The sequence below is a fragment of the Bradyrhizobium sp. th-b2 genome (assembly GCF_000426785.1).
In the GTDB taxonomy this organism is placed as follows: Bacteria; Pseudomonadota; Alphaproteobacteria; order Rhizobiales; family Xanthobacteraceae; genus Bradyrhizobium; species Bradyrhizobium septentrionale.
Map to the genome: position 1 here is coordinate 199,195 of NZ_AUGA01000006.1, position 19,036 is coordinate 218,230.

16 protein-coding genes are annotated in these 19,036 nt (G+C 65.0%); 10 read left to right on the top strand and 6 right to left on the bottom strand.

The annotated features are described in order from the left end of the window. Positions 1–64 precede the first annotated feature (64 nt). The gene (gene argJ / locus K359_RS0112025; protein WP_029079571.1) at positions 65–1,306 is read right to left on the bottom strand and encodes a bifunctional glutamate N-acetyltransferase/amino-acid acetyltransferase ArgJ; all 1,242 of its coding nucleotides are present in this window, start codon (positions 1,304–1,306) and stop codon (positions 65–67) included. Positions 1,307–1,462: 156 nt separating this feature from the next. Continuing rightward, complete coding sequence (locus K359_RS0112030; RefSeq protein ID WP_029079572.1) at positions 1,463–2,392, bottom strand: peptidylprolyl isomerase; 930 nt, start codon at positions 2,390–2,392, stop codon at positions 1,463–1,465. Between the two features lie 369 nt (positions 2,393–2,761). Here K359_RS0112030 and secA point away from each other — a divergent pair, with 369 nt between their 5' ends. Next, positions 2,762–5,626 carry a preprotein translocase subunit SecA gene (gene secA, locus K359_RS0112035; RefSeq protein ID WP_029079573.1) on the top strand — a complete coding sequence of 955 codons (2,865 nt, stop codon included), beginning with the start codon at positions 2,762–2,764 and terminating at the stop codon, positions 5,624–5,626. Between the two features lie 57 nt (positions 5,627–5,683). On the opposite strand, the gene K359_RS0112040 is transcribed toward secA, so the two are convergent. Both K359_RS0112040 and K359_RS0112045 read right to left on the bottom strand, forming a co-directional pair. Beyond that, positions 5,684–6,118, bottom strand: a complete 435-nt coding sequence (locus K359_RS0112040) for a VOC family protein (RefSeq protein WP_029079574.1) — start codon at positions 6,116–6,118, stop codon at positions 5,684–5,686. 176 nt (positions 6,119–6,294) lie between these two features. Beyond that, positions 6,295–6,738, bottom strand: a complete 444-nt coding sequence (locus tag K359_RS0112045; protein WP_016847408.1) for a MarR family winged helix-turn-helix transcriptional regulator — start codon at positions 6,736–6,738, stop codon at positions 6,295–6,297. 178 nt (positions 6,739–6,916) lie between these two features. Between K359_RS0112045 and K359_RS0112050 the strand changes: the two genes are divergently transcribed. The 9 genes from K359_RS0112050 to K359_RS0112090 all read left to right on the top strand — a co-directional run bounded on the left by K359_RS0112050 (position 6,917) and on the right by K359_RS0112090 (position 16,093). Further along, positions 6,917–8,098: a substrate-binding domain-containing protein gene (locus K359_RS0112050; RefSeq protein WP_029079575.1), complete on the top strand. Its 1,182-nt coding sequence runs from the start codon at positions 6,917–6,919 to the stop codon at positions 8,096–8,098. Between the two features lie 90 nt (positions 8,099–8,188). Next, complete coding sequence (locus K359_RS0112055; protein ID WP_156928465.1) at positions 8,189–9,352, top strand: substrate-binding domain-containing protein; 1,164 nt, start codon at positions 8,189–8,191, stop codon at positions 9,350–9,352. Positions 9,353–9,618: 266 nt separating this feature from the next. Then, on the top strand, positions 9,619–11,133 hold the full coding sequence (locus tag K359_RS0112060) for an amidase (RefSeq protein WP_029079577.1): 1,515 nt from the start codon (positions 9,619–9,621) through the stop codon (positions 11,131–11,133). Between the two features lie 42 nt (positions 11,134–11,175). Next, on the top strand, positions 11,176–12,033 hold the full coding sequence (locus K359_RS0112065; RefSeq protein ID WP_029079578.1) for a branched-chain amino acid ABC transporter permease: 858 nt from the start codon (positions 11,176–11,178) through the stop codon (positions 12,031–12,033). A gap of 4 nt (positions 12,034–12,037) precedes the next feature. Next, on the top strand, positions 12,038–13,258 hold the full coding sequence (locus tag K359_RS0112070) for a substrate-binding protein (RefSeq protein WP_029079579.1): 1,221 nt from the start codon (positions 12,038–12,040) through the stop codon (positions 13,256–13,258). 7 nt (positions 13,259–13,265) lie between these two features. Next, entirely contained in the window at positions 13,266–14,381 is a 1,116-nt protein-coding gene (locus K359_RS0112075) for a branched-chain amino acid ABC transporter permease (RefSeq protein WP_035976482.1), read from the top strand. Beyond that, positions 14,371–15,102 carry an ABC transporter ATP-binding protein gene (locus tag K359_RS0112080; protein ID WP_029079581.1) on the top strand — a complete coding sequence of 244 codons (732 nt, stop codon included), beginning with the start codon at positions 14,371–14,373 and terminating at the stop codon, positions 15,100–15,102. The genes K359_RS0112075 and K359_RS0112080 overlap by 11 nt, the downstream gene beginning before the upstream one ends. Then, entirely contained in the window at positions 15,095–15,799 is a 705-nt protein-coding gene (locus K359_RS0112085) for an ABC transporter ATP-binding protein (RefSeq protein WP_029079582.1), read from the top strand. The genes K359_RS0112080 and K359_RS0112085 overlap by 8 nt, the downstream gene beginning before the upstream one ends. Before the next feature lie 63 nt (positions 15,800–15,862). Then, positions 15,863–16,093 (top strand): hypothetical protein, encoded by a 231-nt coding sequence (locus K359_RS0112090; RefSeq protein ID WP_029079583.1) that lies wholly within the window; start codon positions 15,863–15,865, stop codon positions 16,091–16,093. A gap of 38 nt (positions 16,094–16,131) precedes the next feature. On the opposite strand, the gene K359_RS0112095 is transcribed toward K359_RS0112090, so the two are convergent. Further along, on the bottom strand, positions 16,132–16,527 hold the full coding sequence (locus K359_RS0112095; protein WP_029079584.1) for a nuclear transport factor 2 family protein: 396 nt from the start codon (positions 16,525–16,527) through the stop codon (positions 16,132–16,134). 1,009 nt (positions 16,528–17,536) lie between these two features. Then, positions 17,537–19,015, bottom strand: coding sequence for a murein L,D-transpeptidase family protein (locus K359_RS0112100; protein WP_029079585.1), 1,479 nt, complete (start codon positions 19,013–19,015; stop codon positions 17,537–17,539). Positions 19,016–19,036: the final 21 nt, after the last annotated feature.

A 19,036-nucleotide genomic window follows, 5' to 3' on the forward strand; every position in this document is an offset into this window, starting at 1 on the left:
TCGTCGCTTCAGCGTAAAATTGCTTTGCAAGCTTGTCGCGAGCTCCTCGCGATGAAGGCGATGCTTACGACCTGTAATCGCCGTTGATCGCGACGTATTCCTTGGTGAGGTCGCAGGTCAGCACGCGGTCTCTAGCCTTGCCGAGGCCGAGCGCGACCTTGATCTGGATCTTCGGCGCCTTCATCGCCTCCGACACCTCTTTCTCATCGTAGGACGGATCGCGCGCGCCGCTCTTGGCGACGCGGATGCCGTTGAAGGAGATCGAGAGCTTGTCGCGGTTGGCGGGCTCGCCGGCCTTGCCGACCGCCATCACCACGCGGCCCCAATTGGCGTCCTCGCCGGCGATCGCGGTCTTCACCAGCGGCGAATTGGCGATCGACATCGCAATCTTGCGCGCCGACGGTTTTGTCGTTGCGCCCTCGACTACGACCTCGACCAGCTTGCGCGCACCTTCGCCGTCGCGCGCCACCTGCTCGGACAAATTGGCGAGGATCTGCTGGAACGCCTTGGTGAAGGCCTTCAGGCGCGGGTCGCTGGCGCGCGAAATCTTCGGCGCGCCGTTGGCGGCAGCAGCGCCGGTTGCAAACGCCAGCAGCGTGTCCGAGGTCGAGGTGTCGCCGTCGATGGTCAGCGCATTGAAGGTGTCCTCGACGCCGGTCTTGAGCAGCGATTGCAGCACCGAGGCCGACAGCGGCGCGTCGGTGAAGATGAACGACAGCATGGTCGCCATGTCCGGCATGATCATGCCGGCGCCCTTGGCCATGCCGTTGATCGTCACCTTGGCCTTGCCGAGCTTCACGGTCGCGGTCGCGACCTTCGGGAAGGTGTCGGTGGTCATGATCGCCTTGGCGGCGTCCATCCAGCGATCGGCCGTCGCGGCCTCCGTGAGCTGCGCCAGCACGCCGTCGAACTTGGTGGCGTCGAGCGGCTCGCCGATCACGCCGGTCGAGGCAAGCAACACCTCCGAGGTCGAACAGCCGACCGCCTTCGCCGCGATCTGCGCGGTCAGCGTGGTGGACGCCTTGCCGGTCTTGCCGGTGAAGGCGTTGGCGTTGCCGGAATTGACCACCAGCGCGCGTGCATTGCCGCCCTTCAGCTTGGCACGGCACCATTCGACTGGCGCCGACGGGCATTTCGACTTGGTGAACACGCCGGCCACCGTGGTGCCCTTGTCCAGCAGCGCGAGCAGCACGTCGGTACGCCCCTTGTAGCGGATGCCGGCGGCAGCGGTCGCAAGCCGCACACCCGCGATCACGGGCATCTCGGGAACGTCGGGCGGGGCGAGGGGGGAGACGGCGGTGGACATGAGGCGCTTCCGGCTACGGGGAGGGAAGCGCTGCTTATCATCTCGCAGGCCGAAGCGGGAGAGGGCTGCGACGCGATCAATCGAATGCACCCCTGAAAAGCAAATGGCCGGGACGAGCCCGGCCATCGCACATCGAAACTGTTGGCTTAGCGAAGCTTACTTCTTCGCCGGCGCCATCTTGTTGTCGGCAGGCTTCGGCGCATCCTTGGCCGCATCGGCGGGCGGGGTGGCCGCGTCGGCCGGCTTGTCCGTGCGCTCGACCTTGGCGGCCTCGCGCAGCTTGGCGACGTAGTCGGCCTGGGCCTTGCGGGTCACATAAGTCTCGATCTGGGCCTTCACCTGCTCGAAGTCGGGCGCCTTGCGGCTGCGCTTTTCCTCGACCTTGATGATGTGCCAGCCGAACTGCGACTTGACCGGATCGGAGATCTTGCCCGGCTCGAGCGAGAAGGCGACCGCGGAGAATTCCGGCACCATCTGCTCCTTGGTGAAGAAACCGAGGTCGCCGCCGTCGGAGGCGCCGGGATCCTTGGACTTCTTCTTGGCGAGCTCGGCGAAGTCGGCGCCCTTGTCGAGCTCGGCCTTGATCGCCTTGGCCTCGTCCTCGGTCTCGACCAGGATGTGGCGGGCGCGCACCTCCTGCTCGCCGGTGATCTGCTTGGCGGCCTCGTCATAGACCTTCTTCATGGCGTCGTCGGTGGTCGCCGCCTTGCCCTCGCTGGCAAGCAGGCTGTCCATCAACAGGCGGTTGCGGGTGAAGGCGAGGCGCTTCTTGAAGTCCTCGTTGTTCTCGATCTTCTTGTCCTCGGCGGCCTTGGACACGATCTTCATGTCGATCAGGAACGACAGCACGTTGTCTTTCTTGGTCGCGGGGTCCATCTGGGCCAGACTCGGGCCGAGTTCCTCCTCGGCGAGCGCCACGTCGCTGGCATGGATCTCGGAACCGTTGACCTTCGCCAGCACCGGGTCGGATTCCGCGGCGCGGACCGGAAGGCCGGCAGCCAGCACTGCGACAAGACAGCCCGTGGCGGCCAGGGTGGCGAGGCCGAGGCGCAGGCCGGTTTTGGTTTCCGGAGGCGAGGTGGTCATGCAAAATCCTTGTCTCAAAGGGGGGGAGCTCGAGCGGGGCGGACACTCGCCCAATCGTGTTACATTGGCAACGCGAAAGTCTTGTCAAAATGATGAATTCCTTGACATCTTGCCAGCGTTGACAACCCCCCAAGCGGGCCATATCTCTGGCCAACCGTGTCGACGGTGAGAGCGCTTATTTTGCTGCGTTTTTCGCCGTTGAACCCAGGATGGCCTGTTTCCCACTCAATTGGCGGAGGAGCCCCGGGTCGGGGCTCGAACCGGAGCGCGTCACGGTGAGTTGATAGGCGATCTGGCGGACCATCTCAGGGCTGTAATCCAAGACCTAAATTCGATACCTAACTCAAGACCGAAGAACAGGAATTTCGCATGATCGGCGCGCTCGCCCGCAAGTTTTTCGGCTCATCCAACGACCGTCGGGTCAAGGGCTATCAGTCCCGCGTCAACGCCATCAACGCGCTCGAGCCCGAGTTGATCAAGCTCTCCGACGACGAGCTCAAGGGGCGCACCGCCGAATTCAAGCAGCAGCTCGCCGGCGGCAAGACGCTCGACGACCTCCTGGTTCCGGCCTTCGCCACGGTGCGGGAGGCGGCCAAGCGGACGCTCGGCCAGCGCCATTTCGACGTTCAGCTGATCGGCGGCATGGTGCTGCACGAGGGCGACATCGCCGAGATGAAGACCGGCGAAGGCAAGACGCTGGTCGCGACGCTCGCGGTCTATCTCAACGCGCTCGCCGGCAAGGGCGTCCATGTCGTCACCGTCAACGACTACCTCGCCCGCCGCGACTCCGGCTGGATGGGCCAGATCTACTCGTTCCTGGGGCTGACCACCGGCGTGATCGTGCACGGCCTCGACGATGCCGAGCGCAAGGCGGCCTATGCCTGCGACATCACCTACGGCACCAACAACGAATACGGCTTCGACTATCTGCGCGACAACATGAAGTATCGCCTGGAGGACATGGTCCAGCGCGAGCACTTCTACGCGATCGTCGACGAAGTCGACTCCATCCTGATCGACGAGGCGCGCACGCCGCTGATCATCTCCGGTCCGCTCGACGACCGGTCGGATTTCTACAATACCATCGACACCTTCATGCCGCTGCTGACCAAGGTCGCCGATTTCGAGGTCGACGAGAAGCAGCGCACGGTGACGTTGACCGAAGGCGGCATGGAGAAGCTCGAGAACTTGCTGCGCGACGCCGGCCAGCTCAAGGGCGAGTCGCTGTACGACGTCGAGAACGTCTCCGTCGTGCATCACGTCAACCAGGCGCTGCGTGCGCACACGCTGTTCACCCGCGACAAGGACTACATCGTCCGCGACGACGAGGTCGTCATCATCGACGAGTTCACCGGCCGCATGATGCAGGGCCGCCGCTATTCGGAAGGCCTGCACCAGGCGCTGGAGGCCAAGGAGCACGTCACGGTCCAACCCGAGAACCAGACGCTGGCCTCGATCACCTTCCAGAACTATTTCCGGATGTACCAGAAGCTGTCCGGCATGACCGGCACGGCGCTGACCGAAGCCGACGAACTGTTCGACATCTACAAGCTCGAGGTCGTCGAGATCCCGACCAACCTGCCGGTGGCGCGTCTCGACGAGGACGACGAGGTCTACCGCACCCAGAACGAGAAATACGCCGCAATCCTTGCCGAGATCGAGCGCGCCAACAAGCGGCTGCAGCCGGTGCTGGTCGGCACGGCGTCGATCGAGAAATCGGAAGTGCTGGCCGAGTATCTCAAGAAGCACGGCTACAAGCAGATCGACTTCGGCGCCGAATCCGGCATGGAGAAGCTTTACGCCGCGGCCCGCGCCGGCAAGCCGGCAAAGCTGTTCGCGGTGCTGAACGCGCGCTTCCACGAGCAGGAAGCCTATATCGTCGCGGAAGCCGGCGTGCCGGGCGCGATCACGATCGCGACCAACATGGCCGGCCGCGGCACCGACATCAAGCTCGGCGGCTCGCTCGATATGCGGATCCAGCAGGAGACCGGAGGAATCACCGACGAGGCCGAGAAGGCCAAGAAGATCGAGCTGATCAAGGCCGACATCGAGCGCTTCCGCGAACTCGTGCTGAAGGCGGAAGAGGATTTCGAGGTCGAGCCCGCCAAGGGCAACAAGCCCGCCAAGACCGTGAAGAAGCCGGGCGGCCTCTACATCATCGGCTCCGAGCGTCACGAATCCCGCCGCATCGACAACCAGCTGCGCGGCCGTTCCGGCCGTCAGGGCGATCCCGGCCGCTCGAAATTCTTCCTGTCGCTGGAAGACGATCTGATGCGCATCTTCGGCTCCGACCGGCTCGACAGCATGCTGCAGCGGCTCGGCCTGCAGGAAGGCGAGGCGATCATCCATCCCTGGATCAACAAGGCGCTCGAGAAGGCGCAGCAGAAGGTCGAGGCGCGCAACTTCGACATCCGCAAGAACCTCTTGAAGTTCGACAACGTCCAGAACGACCAGCGCAAGGTGATCTTCGACCAACGCGTCGACCTGATGAAGGACGACAGCGTGGTCGAGACCGTGACCGACATGCGCCACGCCTTCGTCGAGGACGTGGTCACCAAGCATATCCCTGAGCATGCCTATGCCGAGCAGTGGGACACCGCGGGCCTCAAGGAAGAGCTCAAGCGCGTGCTCGATGTCGACCTGCCGGTCGACGAATGGGCCAAGGAAGAGGGCATCGCCGACGAGGAGCTGCTCAACCGCATCGAGAACCATGTCGACGAGCGCATGGCGGCGAAGGTCGCGCAATGGGGGCCCGACGTGATGCGCTACGTCGAGAAGACCATCCTGCTGCAGACGCTGGACCATCTCTGGCGCGAGCACCTGATCATGCTCGACCATCTGCGCCAGGTGATCGGCCTGCGCGGCTACGGTCAGCGCGATCCGTTGCAGGAGTACAAGACCGAAGCGTTCAACCTGTTCCAGGAGATGAGCGCGCATCTGCGCGAGGCGGTCACCGCGCAATTGATGCGGGTCGAGATCGTCCCGCCGGAGGAGCCGGCGCAGCCGTTGCCGCCGATGGAAGCGCACAAGCTCGATCCCAACACCGGCGAGGACGAGTTCGCCCAGGCCCGCCTGACCGAAGCCACCTACGCCCAGGCCTCGCTGGCGCCGGCAATGTCCGCCGCCGACCGTGATCCGAACAACCCCACAAGCTGGGGCAAGGTCGGCCGCAACGAGGACTGCCCCTGCGGCTCAGGCAAGAAGTACAAGCACTGCCACGGAAGGTACGCGTAAGCCGCCGCAGGCACAGACGCGGCGGGCGATTGGCCCGCCCGTCGAGGCGCTTCGCCCTCAGCCCGCGTAGGCCCTGTCGAGATCGGCGATCACGATCTTCTGCATCTTCAGCATCGCCTGCATGACGCGGTCGGCCCTGATGCGGTCGGGGTCGCTGAGGTAGCGGCTCAGCGCTGACGGGATCACCTGCCAGGACAGGCCGAAGCGGTCCTTGAGCCAGCCGCAGCGTGATCCCTGGCCGCCATCGGTGAGCTTGTTCCAATAGTAATCCACCTGCTGCTGGGTCTCGACGCTGAGGAAGAAAGACACCGCCTCGTTGAACTTGTGCTGCGGCCCGCCATTGAGCGCGTAGAACCGCTGCCCCTCGAGCTCAAAACTCGCCATGAAGTCGCTGACGGTCTCGATCTCGGCGTTCGGAAACACCGATTTGTAGAACGCGACCGCATCGCGGACGTTGTTGTCGAGCCAGAGGAAGGGCGTGATCGAAGGCATGACGGGGTGTCCTCGCTATCTGTGGATCGGGTGGACCTCAACGCTCGGGCGCGAAGGCCGCGCCGCGGGCGCGCCCAAAGGACGCAGCAAATCGCCGCGTCCCGACATTTGCAGCCGGTCTTTTTTGAAGGTTCGAGAGCGCCACGCCAAGTCGGCGCGTCGAGCCTGGCGCGGCGTCAGTTGGCGCTGCCGATCAGGCTTTCCAGCAGGCGCTTGAGCTCGGTGGTCGACTTGTCGCCATAGCTCTCGACGATGTGCTCTTCCTGGCTCACCGCGAGCGAGTTCAGCCGCCGGCACAGCGCCTTGCCGCGGTCGGAGACGAACATCAGGACCTTGCGGCGATCCTTGGGATCCTGGACGCGATAGACCAGGGCGTCCGACACCATGCGGTCGATCATCTTGGTCAGCGTCGGATGGTTGAGCAGCACCGCGTCGGCAAGCTCGCCCATCGAGTGGCCGTTGCCGTCGGACAGAACTTTAAGGATGCGCCACTGCTCGACCGGCACGCCTTCCTTGGCGAGCCGCGTCTCCAACTGCCGGTTGATCTCCCGGTTGGCCTGCGCCAGCAGGTAGGCGAGATGTTCGGTGATCGGGGAATTTTCTTTCGGCGGTTTAGCCACGGCGTGAGACCTGGTTCCTGACCCGGTGAATGAATGTCCGGCAACGCATGCCGTTTCTATATGCACTTCAATTGTTGAATATTCAATATTTTCCCCTAGGATATTCCCCCAACCAAGGGGCGGATGCCGCGACCGCCCGCTGGCTGCGTTGCGTACTGCTTCCCAGACAGGAGTTGGCGTGCTCTCGACGGTCTCTTTCCAGGCGTATGGCGGCATGCCCGTCGCGCCGCCGCACCTGTTTCGAAGCCCGTCATCCAGCGCGGCCGATCTTGCTTTGACCGTCCGGCCGGGCTCCTCGCGCCGGCGCGGCACCGACGGCAAGCTTAGAATCGGCAATTTCATCACCTTCTCGGGCGCGCCCGGAATCTGGGGCCCGATCTCGGCCAACAGCGTCATGCTGGCGATCGCCGAGATCAACAAGCGCGGCGGCATCGGCGGCCGCGAGGTCGAATTGTCGATGTACGACGCCGGCGGTCCGATCGAGGACGTGGTGCGCCGCGCCGAGCGGGCGATCGCCTTCGACGAGATCGACGTCATCATGGGCTCGCATATCAGCGCGGTCCGCCTCGCGCTGCGCAAGGTCACACGCGGCCGCATCCCCTATGTCTACACGCCGGTCTATGAGGGCGGCGAGCGGACGCACGGCGTGATGGCGATCGGCGAGACGCCGCGCGCGGAGAGCCGGCCGGCGATCCACTGGCTCACCGAGGTCAAGAATGCGCAGCGCTGGTACCTGATCGGCAGCGACTATGTCTGGCCCTGGCAGTCGCATCGCGCGGTGAAGCGCTACATCAAGGAAGCCGGCGGCCAGGTGGTCGGCGAGGAATTCGTCCCGCTCGGCGAGGACAATCACGAGCCGCATCTGGCGCGGATCCGCGCCGCGAGGCCCGACGTCGTGCTGATCACCCTGATCGGGACCGACAGCATCACCTTCAACCGCGCCTTTGCCGACGCCGGGCTTGCCGCCACGACGCTGCGCTATGCGGGCGCGATGGACGAGACCGTGATGCTCGGCATCGGCCCCGACGCGACCGAGAACCTGTTCTGCGCCTCCGGCTATTTCGGCTGCGTCGATTCGCGCGCCAATGACGACTTCCGGACCAGCTACCGTGCGATGTTCGGGGCGCACGCGCCGCCGATCGGCTCGGTCGGGCAGTCCAATTACGAGGGCATGCGCTTCCTCGAGGCGGCGGCCAGCCGCGCCCGCTCGCTGTCGCTGGGGCCCTTGCTCGCCGCCGGGCGCAACCTCGTCTACAGCGGCGCGCGCGGCACGGTGACCATTCGCGACGGCCGCGCCGAAATGCCGATCTATCTTGCCGAAGCCGACGGTCTCGACTTCAATGTGATCAAGACGATCTAGAATGGTACCGTCGCCGGTGAGGGCGATGCCGCGCTCGCCGCGGCGGGCCGGTGCCAGACAGGAGCAGGTGTGCATTCAACGCCCAGTGTCATGGCCTATGGCCGCCTCCCGTTCCCGCCATCCCTGCTGTTCAGGAACCTGGCGTCGGCGTCCGATCGGGTATTTTCGCCGATGGATCGCGGTGGTTTCGGTCCGCGCGGTGCGCGCAACCGGCTGCGGATCGGCGGCTTCGTCTGTTGCACCGGCTCGCCCGGGATGTGGGGTCCAGCCGCCACCTCGATCGCGCAGCTTGCGGTCGCCGACATCAACCGGCGCGGCGGCATCCTCGGCCGCGAGATCGAGTTCTCGGTCTACGACGCCGGTGGGCCGCTCGACGACGTGCTCGACCGCGCCGAGCAGGCGATTGCGTCCGACGAAGTCGATCTCATCATGGGCTTGCACACCAGCGCGGTGCGCGTCGCGCTGCGTGACCTGATCACCCGCAGCCGAATCCCCTACATCTACACGCCGGTCTACGAGGGCGGCGAGCGGACGCCGGGCGTCATCGCGATCGGCGAGACGCCGCGCTGGCAGAGCCGGCCGTCGATCCACTGGCTGGCCGAGGCGAAGCGTGCCTCGCGCTGGTACCTGATCGGCAGCGACTATGTCTGGCCGTGGCAGTCGCATCGCGCGGTCAAGCGCTACATCAAGGAGACCGGAGGCGAGGTTGTCGGCGAGGAGTTCGTCCCGGTCGGCGAGGACAATCACGAGGCGCATCTGGCGCGCATCCGTGCGGCGAAGCCCGATGTGGTGCTGATCTCGCTGATCGGCACCGACAGCGTGACCTTCAACCGCGCCTTCGCCGATGCCGGGCTCGCCGCCACCACGTTGCGCTTTGCGACCTGTTTCGACGAAACGGCGCTGCTCGGCATCGGCGCCGACAAGACCGAGAACCTGTTCTGCGCCTCCGGCTATTTCCCCGGCGCCGGCTCGCAGGCCGGCGACGAATTCAGGGACCGTTATCGCGCGATGTTCGGTCCGTTCGCGCCGCCGGTCGGATCGTGCAGCGAGTCCGCCTATGAAGGATTCTGCCTGCTCGAGGCGGCCGCCAGCCGCGCCGGCACGCTGGAGATGCGGCCGCTGCTCGCGGCAGCTGACAACCTCGTCTATCGCGGCCCGCGCGGGCCCGTGACGGTTCGCAGTGGCCATGCCAGGATGCCGATGTATCTTGCCGAAGCCGACGGCCTCGACTTCAGGGTGGTCCGGGCGATTTGACCTTTCTTACCTCTCGCGCTTGCGGGGGAGGTCGGATTGCATCGAAGATGCATTCCGGGTGGGGGCTCTCTCCACGATACGACTCGTGGCGGCACCCCCACCCCGGCCCTCCCCCGCAAGCGGGAGAGGGGGGTTTGTGAAATAATACTTGAAAAGGAAAATATTTCCGTTTTGAATACAGCGACGGGGTGAGCGGTTCGCGCGTGCCAACGCGACGCTGCTGCCCTTGGATCAATTCCAAAGATCAAAAGCTTCAGGAGAGCGCCGTGACCGTCGTCCTTCCCACGCCAACGCAACTTCGTGCCGTCGCCGAGCAGTGCGGCCTGTCCCTGACCGATGAGGATGTGGCCTCGTTCCGCGGCCTGATGCAGGGCTCGATCGACGCCTACAACGTCGTGGCCGCGATGCCGGACGAACTGCCGGTGGTGAAATATCCGCGCACGCCGGGCTATCGCCCGAGCCCGGAGGAAAACCCGCGCAACGCCTGGTACCGCAAGTCGACCGTGAAGGGCGCGAGTTCCGGCAAGCTCAAGGGCAAGACGGTGGCGCTGAAGGACAATATCATGCTGGCCGGCGTGCCGATGACCAACGGTTCGTCGACGCTGGAAGGCTATATGCCCGATTTCGACGCCACCATCGTCACGCGCATGCTCGACGCCGGCGCCGAGATCGCCGGCAAGGTGCACTGCGAACATTTCTGCCTGTCCGGCGGCAGCCACACCGGTTCCTACGGGCCGGTGCACAATCCGCACAAGATGGGCTATTCGGCCGGCGGCTCGTCGTCGGGTTCCGGCGTCGTGGTCGCGCTCGGCGAGGTCGACATGGCGATCGGCGGCGACCAGGGCGGCTCGATCCGCATGCCGTCCTCGTTCTGCGGCACCTACGGCATGAAGCCGACCTGGGGCCTCGTGCCCTATACCGGCATCATGCCGATCGAGATCTACGTCGACCACACCGGCCCGATGACCGCGACGGTGGAAGACAATGCGCTGCTGCTGGAAGTGATCGCCGGCGACGACGGCTACGACCCGCGCATCAAGGCACCGAAGGTCGAGGACTACACCAAGGCGCTCGGCAAGGGTGTCAAGGGCATGAAGATCGGCATCCTCAAGGAAGGCTTTGAGCAGCCGACCGCCGAGGCCGCGGTCAACGAAAGCGTCCGCGAGGCCGCCAAGCGCTTCAAGGATCTCGGCGCGTCGGTCGAGACCGTGTCGATCCCGATGCACATGGCCGGCGGCGCGATCTGGACCCCGATCGGCACCGAAGGCCTGACCCAGACCATGATGTTCGGCGACGGCTACGGCCTCAGCCGCTCCGACCTCTATTCGACCTCGCTGATGGATTTCCATCGCGGCTGGCGCCGCCAGGCTGATTCCCTGTCCGAGACCACGAAGCTGTTCATGATGCTCGGCACCTACATCAACAACAATTTCGGTCCGCGCTTCTACGGCAAGGCGCTCAACATCTCCCGCCGGCTGGCCGCGGCCTACGACAAGGCGTTCAAGGACTACGATCTCTTGCTGATGCCGACCACGCCGATGAAGGCGACGAAGTTGCCCGAGGCCAATGCCAGCCGCGAGGAATATGTCGCCCGCGCGCTCGAGATGATCTCCAACACCGCGCCGTTCGACATCACCCATCACCCGGCGATTTCGCTGCCCTGCGGCATGGTCGACGGGCTGCCGGTCGGCCTGATGCTGGTCGGCCGGATGTTCGAGGAGCAGACCATCTACCGCGCCGCGCACGCCTTCGAGCAGGCCGGCGACTGGAAGAAGATGTGAGGCGCCGCTTGTCGCAGACGCACAGGGTACGGATCGGACGCCATGGCCACTAGCTTCGCCGCGGCGTTCGAGATCATCAGCTTCGGCGCGATCATCGTCCTGGTCGTGCTCGGGCTCGGCATCATCGCCAGCATGATGGGCATCTTCAACTTCGCGCAGGGCGAATTCGTCCTGCTCGGAGCCTATGTGACCTATCTGGCCTACGCCCACGGGGCGCCGGTCTGGGCCGGCATGATCGCCGCGCCCTTCGTGGTTGGCGCGCTCGGCTTCGTGCTGGAGGCGCTGATCATCCGGCGGTTCTACGCGGCGCCGATCGTGGCGATGCTTGGCACCTATGCGCTCGGCCTGATCATCCGCGAAAGCGTGCGCGGCCTGATCGGCGGCTTCTATCTCACGGTGCCGGAGCCGATCGGCGGTTCGATCGACCTCGGCTCGATCCACATCTCGGCCTGGCGCTTCACCATCATTGTGATCACGCTGCTGGTGATGGGCGGCTGCTATCTGCTGCTGGCGCGCACCTCTTTCGGGCTGCGGGTCCGCGCCACGCTGGAGAACCCGGCGCTGGCGCGCGCCTCGGGCATCTCGACGCCCTTGATCTACGGCGCGACCTTCGCGTTCGGCGCGGCGCTGGCCGGGCTTGCCGGCGCGCTGATCGTGCCGGTGTTCAGCCTCTTTGCCGATCTCGGCATACGATTCCTGATCCAGGGTTTCGTCGCCGTGATGGTCGGCGGGGTCGGCTCCTTCATCGGTCCGGTCGCCGGCGCCGGTCTGATCGGCACGCTCAGCGCGGCGCTGCCATGGGTGATGTCGCCGGTCGTCGCCGACGTCCTCGTCTTCGTGCTCGCGATTGCCTTCATCAAATTCCGGCCGCAGGGCCTCATTGCTGGAAAAGGGGTTTAGACAGATGTCCATCGACCGCACCAATCTCACCCGCCGCCGCTTCATGAGCAACTTTGCCTTCGCGACCGGCGCGCTCGCGACCGGGGTCGGCAGCTGGGTGGTCAGGCCCGACTGGGCCAACGCCGCCGACGGCCCGATCAAGGTCGGCATCGCGACCGACCTCACTGGCCCGATCGCCTATGCCGGCAACGCCGACGCCAACGTCGCCAAGATGGTGATCAAGGAGATCAACGCCGGCGGCGGCCTGCTCGGCCGGCCGCTCGAGCTCTATATCGAGGACACCGCCTCGAACGAATCGGTCGCGGTCGGCAATGTCCGCAAGCTGATCCAGCGCGACAAGGTCGACATGGTGCTGGGCGGCATCACCTCGTCGATGCGCAACGCGATCAAGGACCCGATCGTGGCGCGCGGCAAGACGCTCTACATCTATCCGCAGCTCTACGAGGGCAAGGAGTGCACGCCCTATCTGTTCTGCACCGGGCCGACGCCGGCGCAGCAATGCGACGAGTTCATTCCCTGGCTGATCAAGAACGGCGGCAAGAAGTTCGCGCTGCCGAGCGCCAACTACGTCTGGCCGCATACGCTCAACGTCTACGCCCGCAAGGTGATCGAACAGAACGGCGGCGAGGTCGTGTTCGAGGAATACTACCCGCTCGACCAGGTCGACTTCTCGTCGACCGTCAACCGCATCGTCTCCAACAAGGTCGACGTCGTCTTCAACACCGTGATCCCGCCAGGCGTCGGTCCGTTCTTCAAGCAGCTCTATGAAGCCGGCTTCCTGAAGAATGGCGGGCGGCTCGCCTGCGTCTACTATGACGAGAACACGCTCAACATCAATCAGGCCAACGAGATCGAGGGGCTGGCGAGCTGCCTCGACTATTTCAAGGTGCTGACCAAGGACGATCCGTTCAACGCCAAGCTCCAGGCGGCCTATGATAAGGAGTTTCCCGGCAACATCCTGTTCGCCGCCGGCAGCGCCGCGACCGGAACCTATCGCGGCCTCAAGCTGTGGGAAGCGGCGGTCAAGGAAGCCGGCAAGGTCGACCGCGACTCGGTTGCGGCCGCCCTCGACCACGCCAAGATCGCCGAAGGGCCCGGCGGCCCCGCCGAGATGGTTCCCGGCAAGCGTCACTGCAAGATGAAAATGTACACGGCTGTTGCCAAAGGTGGGAACTATGAGATCGTGGCGCGCAGCAACGGTCTCGTTGATCCCAAGGAATGCTGAGCGATCGATGAGTGGAGCAAAGCAGGCCGTCGCACGCCTCGGCGAGGAGCCAGATGTCGTGACGGGTGAGGGTGCACCGGCCGCAAGCGCGCCGCCGGGACAGGCATCGGCAGGATGGAAAGTCCTGCCGATCGTGGAAGGGCTCGTGCTTTTGATCGCACTGGTCCTGCCGTGGGTGCTTCAGGATTATCTCACGGTGTTCGCCACCCGCGTGGTGATCCTCGCGCTGTTCGCGCTGTCGTTCGACCTGGTGTGGGGTTACGCCGGCATCATGAGCTTCGGCCAGGCGCTGTTCTTTGGTGCGGCCGGCTACGGCGTGGCGCTGATGGCGCGCGACCTCAATGTCACGTCGATCCTGCTGATCCTGCCGGCGGGCGCGCTGATCGGGCTCACCGCGTCGCTGCTGCTCGGCGGCTTCCTCCTGCTCGGGCGATATCCCTCGAGCGTGATCTTCGTTTCGCTCGGCACCCTGACCGGCTCCTATGCCGCGGACCGGCTGGCGCGCGGCTGGTACTATCTCGGCGGCCAGAACGGCATCCCGTCGATCCCGCCGCTCACACTCGGCAGCTACGAGTTCGAGGAGGGGCCGGTCTACTACTACATGGTGCTCGGCATCCTGGTCGTTGTCTACCTGCTCAGCCGCTTCCTGATCCGTTCGCAATTCGGGCTGGCGCTGGCGGGCCTACGCGAGAACGAGCAGCGCATCGCCTTTTTCGGCTACAAGGCGCAGCACCTGAAGGCGATCATCTTCGCGGTCGGCGGCACCATCGCCGGTCTGGCCGGCAGCCTCTATGCCTTCCACGAGGGGTTCGTCTGGCCCAACATGCTGGGCGTCGTGTTCTCGACCCAGGTCGTGCTTTATGTCTTGTTCGGTGGCTCCGGCACGCTGATCGGCGCCGTGATCGGCACCGTGATCATCGAGGGCGTCAGCTTCTGGCTGTCGGACAATTACCGCGACGTCTGGCCGATCATCCTCGGCGTGCTGCTGCTGCTCGTCATCATGTTCCGCCCGCTCGGGCTGATCTCCTTCGTGCTCGGCGAGCGCGAGCGGGTCGGCAGTTTCGGCAAGGTGCCAAACAAGGGACCAAACAAGTCGCCAAAGGAGACCGGCAATGCTCCTTGAGGCGTCAGGCATCAGCAAGGTGTACGGCAAGCTCACCGCGCTGGACGGCGCAGGCTTGACCGTCGGCGAGAACGAGTTTCACGGCCTGATCGGCCCGAACGGCTCGGGCAAGAGCACGCTGATGAAATGCGTCGCCGGCGCCGAGGTGCCGACCACGGGCAAGGTCTCCTTCATCAACACCGACATCACGGCGTTCACACCGACCGAGCGCGCCCGCGCCGGCATGAGCCTGAAATTCCAGATCACCTCGGTGCTGCCGACGCTGACGCTGTACGACAACATCCTGCTGGCGTTGCAGGCGCAGTCCTCGCTGCTCGATCTGGTGCTCTCGCGCACCCGCAAGAGCCTGCATGATCAAGTGATGACGATGCTGACCCAGTTCCGCCTCGCCGATCGCGCGCTTGACGCCGCTGCAGCCCTGTCGCACGGCCAGCAGCAATGGCTGGAGATCGCGATGGCGCTCGCCGGCAAGCCGCGGCTGCTGCTGCTGGATGAGCCGACCGGCGGCATGAGCCTCGAGGAGCGTCGCGTCACCGGCGAGCTGTTGCAGCCGATCAAGGAGCATTGCTCGCTCGTTATCGTCGAACACGACCTCGATTTCATCCGCGACATCTGCGACCGCCTCACCGTGCTCGACCAGGGCAAGGTGCTGGCGTGCGGCACCGTCGCGGAAATCCAGGCCAACAAGAGCGTCCAGGAGATTTATCTTCGCCGTGCCTGACCAATCCTTCCTCGATATCAGGCATCTCGATGCCGGTTATGGCCGCAGCCAGGTCCTGTTCGATGTCAACATCGGCATTCCATGGCGCGGCGGCGTCGCCGTGCTCGGCCGCAACGGCGCCGGCAAGACCACGCTGATGAAGACCATCGTCGGCGAGCTCGCGAGCTCGCAAGGCGAACTGTTCTTCGACGGCCGCGACATCACGCGGCGCCGCACCGAGGAGCGGGTGCGCTCCGGCATCGGCTACGTGCCGCAGGAGCATTCGGTGTTCGCCCGCCTGTCGGTGCGCGACAACCTCGCCGTCGGCTCGCTGACCAATTCGGACGCTGCGCGCGCGATCGATCGCGTGCTGGCGATTTTCCCGAAGCTCGGCCAGCGCCTCGACCAGCCGGCCGGCACGCTGTCCGGCGGCGAGCGCAAGATGCTGGCGATCGGCCGCGCCATGCTCGGCAATCCAAGACTGCTGTTGCTGGACGAGCCGACTGAAGGCGTCTGGATCGGCGTCATCGAGGAGATCACCGAGCGGCTGATCGAGCTCGCCAAGAGCATTTCGGTCGTGATCGTCGAGCAGCATCTCGACCTCGCGCTGCGCGTCGCCGATTATGCCTATGTGCTGGACCGCGGCCGCGTCGCGCTGCAGGGCGGGGCGGGCGAGGTGCGCAACGACCCGGAACTGCTGCGGTATCTCGCGCCGTAGAATCCCGAGTTCCACAGGAACGAACGGCTCCGGCTGCCGTTGGGCAGCGGGAGGAGATCATCTATGCGTTATCTTTCGATCGTAGCTCTTAGTGCTGTTGCCATGATGAGCAGCGGCGTCGCGCTGGCGCAGCACGCCGGCACCAAGGCGGAACAAAATGCGTGCTCGCGCGATGCGCAGCGCTTCTGCCGGAAAGACCTCGGCAATGACGGCGCCGTGCAGAGCTGTCTGCAGATGAAGCGGGCCAGCCTGAGCTCAAGCTGCAAGAAGGTTTTTGAAAGCCACGGCATGTAGCCGTCACCGGCCGGTGCGGTCGCAAGTCTTCTTACGCGTCAGTGCGTCGGCGTCGCGCCGACGTGCTCGACAAGGTGCGCGCGCGAGGGCGACGCCTCAAACCGGTCGGCGAAATACTGCGTTTCGTGGACGACCTGGCCGTCGCGGAATTCCATGATGCTCACCGTATAGGACGGGATGCCGTCATAGGTCAGCACGAACTCGGTGACCCAGAGATCGCCGCCGCCGATCATGCGCTGGATCGTGAAGCGCTTTGTGTTCGGCTGCACCGTGCGGCTCTCCTGAATGTTGCGCCGGCCCCGGATCCGCTCGCCCGATTGCGGATAATCGAGCACCGCATCCTCGTGGTAGATCTCGTGCTCGCGCGCGAAATCGCTCGCGTCCGACGCCTCCCAATGGCGCTGCAGCGCCGCCCGCACGGCTCGATCATCCATCGCTACCTCCCGGCTGTGCCTCGTGTGCCATTCACGATCGCCTACGCGCGATAGGCAAGAGGAATGTGGTGGCGAGGGGCGGCGATGTTGCTGCTATGTGGCATGACAGTGAGGTGAGCGCACTACCCGGGCTCCCTCTCCCCTTGCGGGAGAGGGTGGGGAGAGGGTGGCCCCGGGCGAGATGATCGACGTGAGACTCGCGCGCGCCGTTTCGGCTGCGTGTCTTCCTCGCGTGGAGAGAGTTCGTCGTGTGGCACCCCTCTTCCTAACCCTCCCCCGCAAGGGGGGGAGGGAACCCTGCCGCCGGTGCGTCCCTCACGCGCGCGTGTCACTGAGTTGCCCGACGGCGCAAGCCCCCGCAGCAAAAATACTTCGCTTTATCAGAAATGCAGATCAGTGTATGGTCTGCCCGTCTCACCCGATCGAGGGTGCGCTGCGCATCGTCACGGGTGTTGCGGTGAGATGCGGTGGACGCCGATTGCGCATGACGCGGACGGTGAAGTCGTGTGGTCCTGACGCCCTAGCGGCCGGTGTCCTCTCGTAAAGCGCGCAGCGCTTTGCGAAGGCGGTGACAAACAAGCCCAGTCTCGCCGGGGAGAGCACGAAGTAAGCCGTAACCCATCGCGCAGGGAAAGCCGGGTTGTTTCCGGTTACACCTGTGGTCCTACCCCCGTGCTTTCTACATTTGCACGGGGCCCATGGGTGCGATCGGCGCCCGGCTTTCCCTGCGCCCTCTGCTTTCAGAGCGGCGAAACGAAATGCAAAGCTCGGACAAATCATGTCGCGAGAATGCGAATGTGTGAGCCACAAGTGGCGCAACAGATTCGGTGTCGTCCCGGCGCAGGCCGGGACCCATAGCCACCGAAGGTGATTGTTGCGACGCTGGGGCCACAGCTTTCCTCACCAACTCAATCCTGTGGTTATGGGTCCCGGCTTTCGCCGGGACGACATTGTGTTGTCTGGAAAGTTGATCGGTACCAACCGGCGCCGCGACGCAGTCGCAGCGCGCCTATTTCACCGCCGAGAAGCGGGTGTCGAACGAGTTCGACTGCACCACCGGCGCGGAGCCGGCGAGCTGGGTGCCGGTGGCTGCGGGGGCCGGTGCGGCCGCGGCGGTGTCGGTGACCGACGATTTTGGCGCGGGCTTGGCGGCCTGCTTCGGCTCCGCCTTCGGTGCGACGCGAACCACCGATTGCGGCTTGGCTTCGGCGACCTTCGGCTTGGCCGGGGCGGCGGCGGCTGCAGCCGGCGGCTTGGGCGCGGCGGCCGCCGGGGTCGCATCAGCGGTGCCGCCGATGCCGACCTTGCGGGCGAAGCTGGAGAAGAAGCCTTCGGACTTGTCGGACGCGTTGGCCGAGGCAACACGGGTGGTGGGCGATGGCGTGGTCGACGACGTCGTCGCCACGACCGACTGTTCCTGCTGGACCGCCAGATTGGGCCGCGGCGGATTGACCGTGCCGGGGATCGTGCCGGGCGCGCGCGCCAGCGACATCGATTGCAGCGACTGGCTGTCACCGCCTTCCGAGAGACCGGTGTTTCCTTCCGGAATCTTCGAGGCGAAGATCGCGTTCATGCCGCCGTCGATGCCGGTGTTGAGGCGCGCCACCGGCGTGCCCTTGGAGACGAGCTTGGAGGTCTCGGCGGCGTCCTGCTGCTCCTTCTCGCGCACGGCGCTGGCGATCTCGTCGGGGATCACATAGGCCGGGCACTTCGCGGAGGCATCGAACACCGGATCGCGCACAGCGTTCGGTGCCTTGACGGCGTCGAACACGTACTTCTTCTCGCAGAAGTCGACCTTCGGCTCGTGCTTCGTCACCTCGAAATGATCATAGCCTTCCTTGATCATCTTCCAGAAAGGCATGTTCGGATTGTTGCGGTGCTTGGCCATGTTCACCGGCGTCATCCGGAACGGATAGGCCTGCAGCTGGAATGCCTTCTGGCCGCCGAAGAACGACTCGCGGCCGAGCGAATAGATTTCCGCGATCTGCTCGTCGGTCATCGCGTAGCAGCCGCGCGACGAGCAGTCGCCATGCACCATCAGCTGCGAGCCGGTGCGGCCGAGCGCCTTGTCGAACGCATTGGGATAGCCGGTGTTGAACGACAGGTAATAGGCCGACTGCGGGTTCATCTGGCTCGGGTTGATCGAATAGAACCCCTCGGGCGCCTGGCGGTCGCCCTCGCGGACCTTCGGACCGAGGTCGCCCGACCAGCGGCAGATCGGATAGGTCTTCAACAGCGCCATGCGGCCGGAGCGGTCCTGCTTCCAGACCTCGAGCTCGGCCTCCTGCTTAAACAGGCGGACGAGCATCGGCGACTGCAGATCCATGTCCTTCTCGACCATGGCGGCGAGGAGTTTTGGCGTGACCGGCTGGTTGGCCTTGGCGTTCTGCGCGAGCGAGATCTGGTCGCTGTCACAACCGGCGAGCAAGATACCCGCGGCGAGCACCGCCGAAGTCAGAACCGCGCGTACGAGCGTGCGATGAGTCAAGTCCGAAGCTCCACACCCACC

Coding starts and splice junctions, on each gene's coding strand:
- argJ (WP_029079571.1), bottom strand. CDS start 1,306: ATGTCCACCGCCGTCTCCCCCCTCGCCCCGCCCGACGTTCCCGAGATG.
- K359_RS0112030 (WP_029079572.1), bottom strand. CDS start 2,392: ATGACCACCTCGCCTCCGGAAACCAAAACCGGCCTGCGCCTCGGCCTC.
- secA (WP_029079573.1), top strand. CDS start 2,762: ATGATCGGCGCGCTCGCCCGCAAGTTTTTCGGCTCATCCAACGACCGT.
- K359_RS0112040 (WP_029079574.1), bottom strand. CDS start 6,118: ATGCCTTCGATCACGCCCTTCCTCTGGCTCGACAACAACGTCCGCGAT.
- K359_RS0112055 (WP_156928465.1), top strand. CDS start 8,189: ATGGCCTATGGCCGCCTCCCGTTCCCGCCATCCCTGCTGTTCAGGAAC.
- K359_RS0112065 (WP_029079578.1), top strand. CDS start 11,176: ATGGCCACTAGCTTCGCCGCGGCGTTCGAGATCATCAGCTTCGGCGCG.
- K359_RS0112070 (WP_029079579.1), top strand. CDS start 12,038: ATGTCCATCGACCGCACCAATCTCACCCGCCGCCGCTTCATGAGCAAC.
- K359_RS0112075 (WP_035976482.1), top strand. CDS start 13,266: ATGAGTGGAGCAAAGCAGGCCGTCGCACGCCTCGGCGAGGAGCCAGAT.
- K359_RS0112080 (WP_029079581.1), top strand. CDS start 14,371: ATGCTCCTTGAGGCGTCAGGCATCAGCAAGGTGTACGGCAAGCTCACC.
- K359_RS0112090 (WP_029079583.1), top strand. CDS start 15,863: ATGCGTTATCTTTCGATCGTAGCTCTTAGTGCTGTTGCCATGATGAGC.
- K359_RS0112095 (WP_029079584.1), bottom strand. CDS start 16,527: ATGGATGATCGAGCCGTGCGGGCGGCGCTGCAGCGCCATTGGGAGGCG.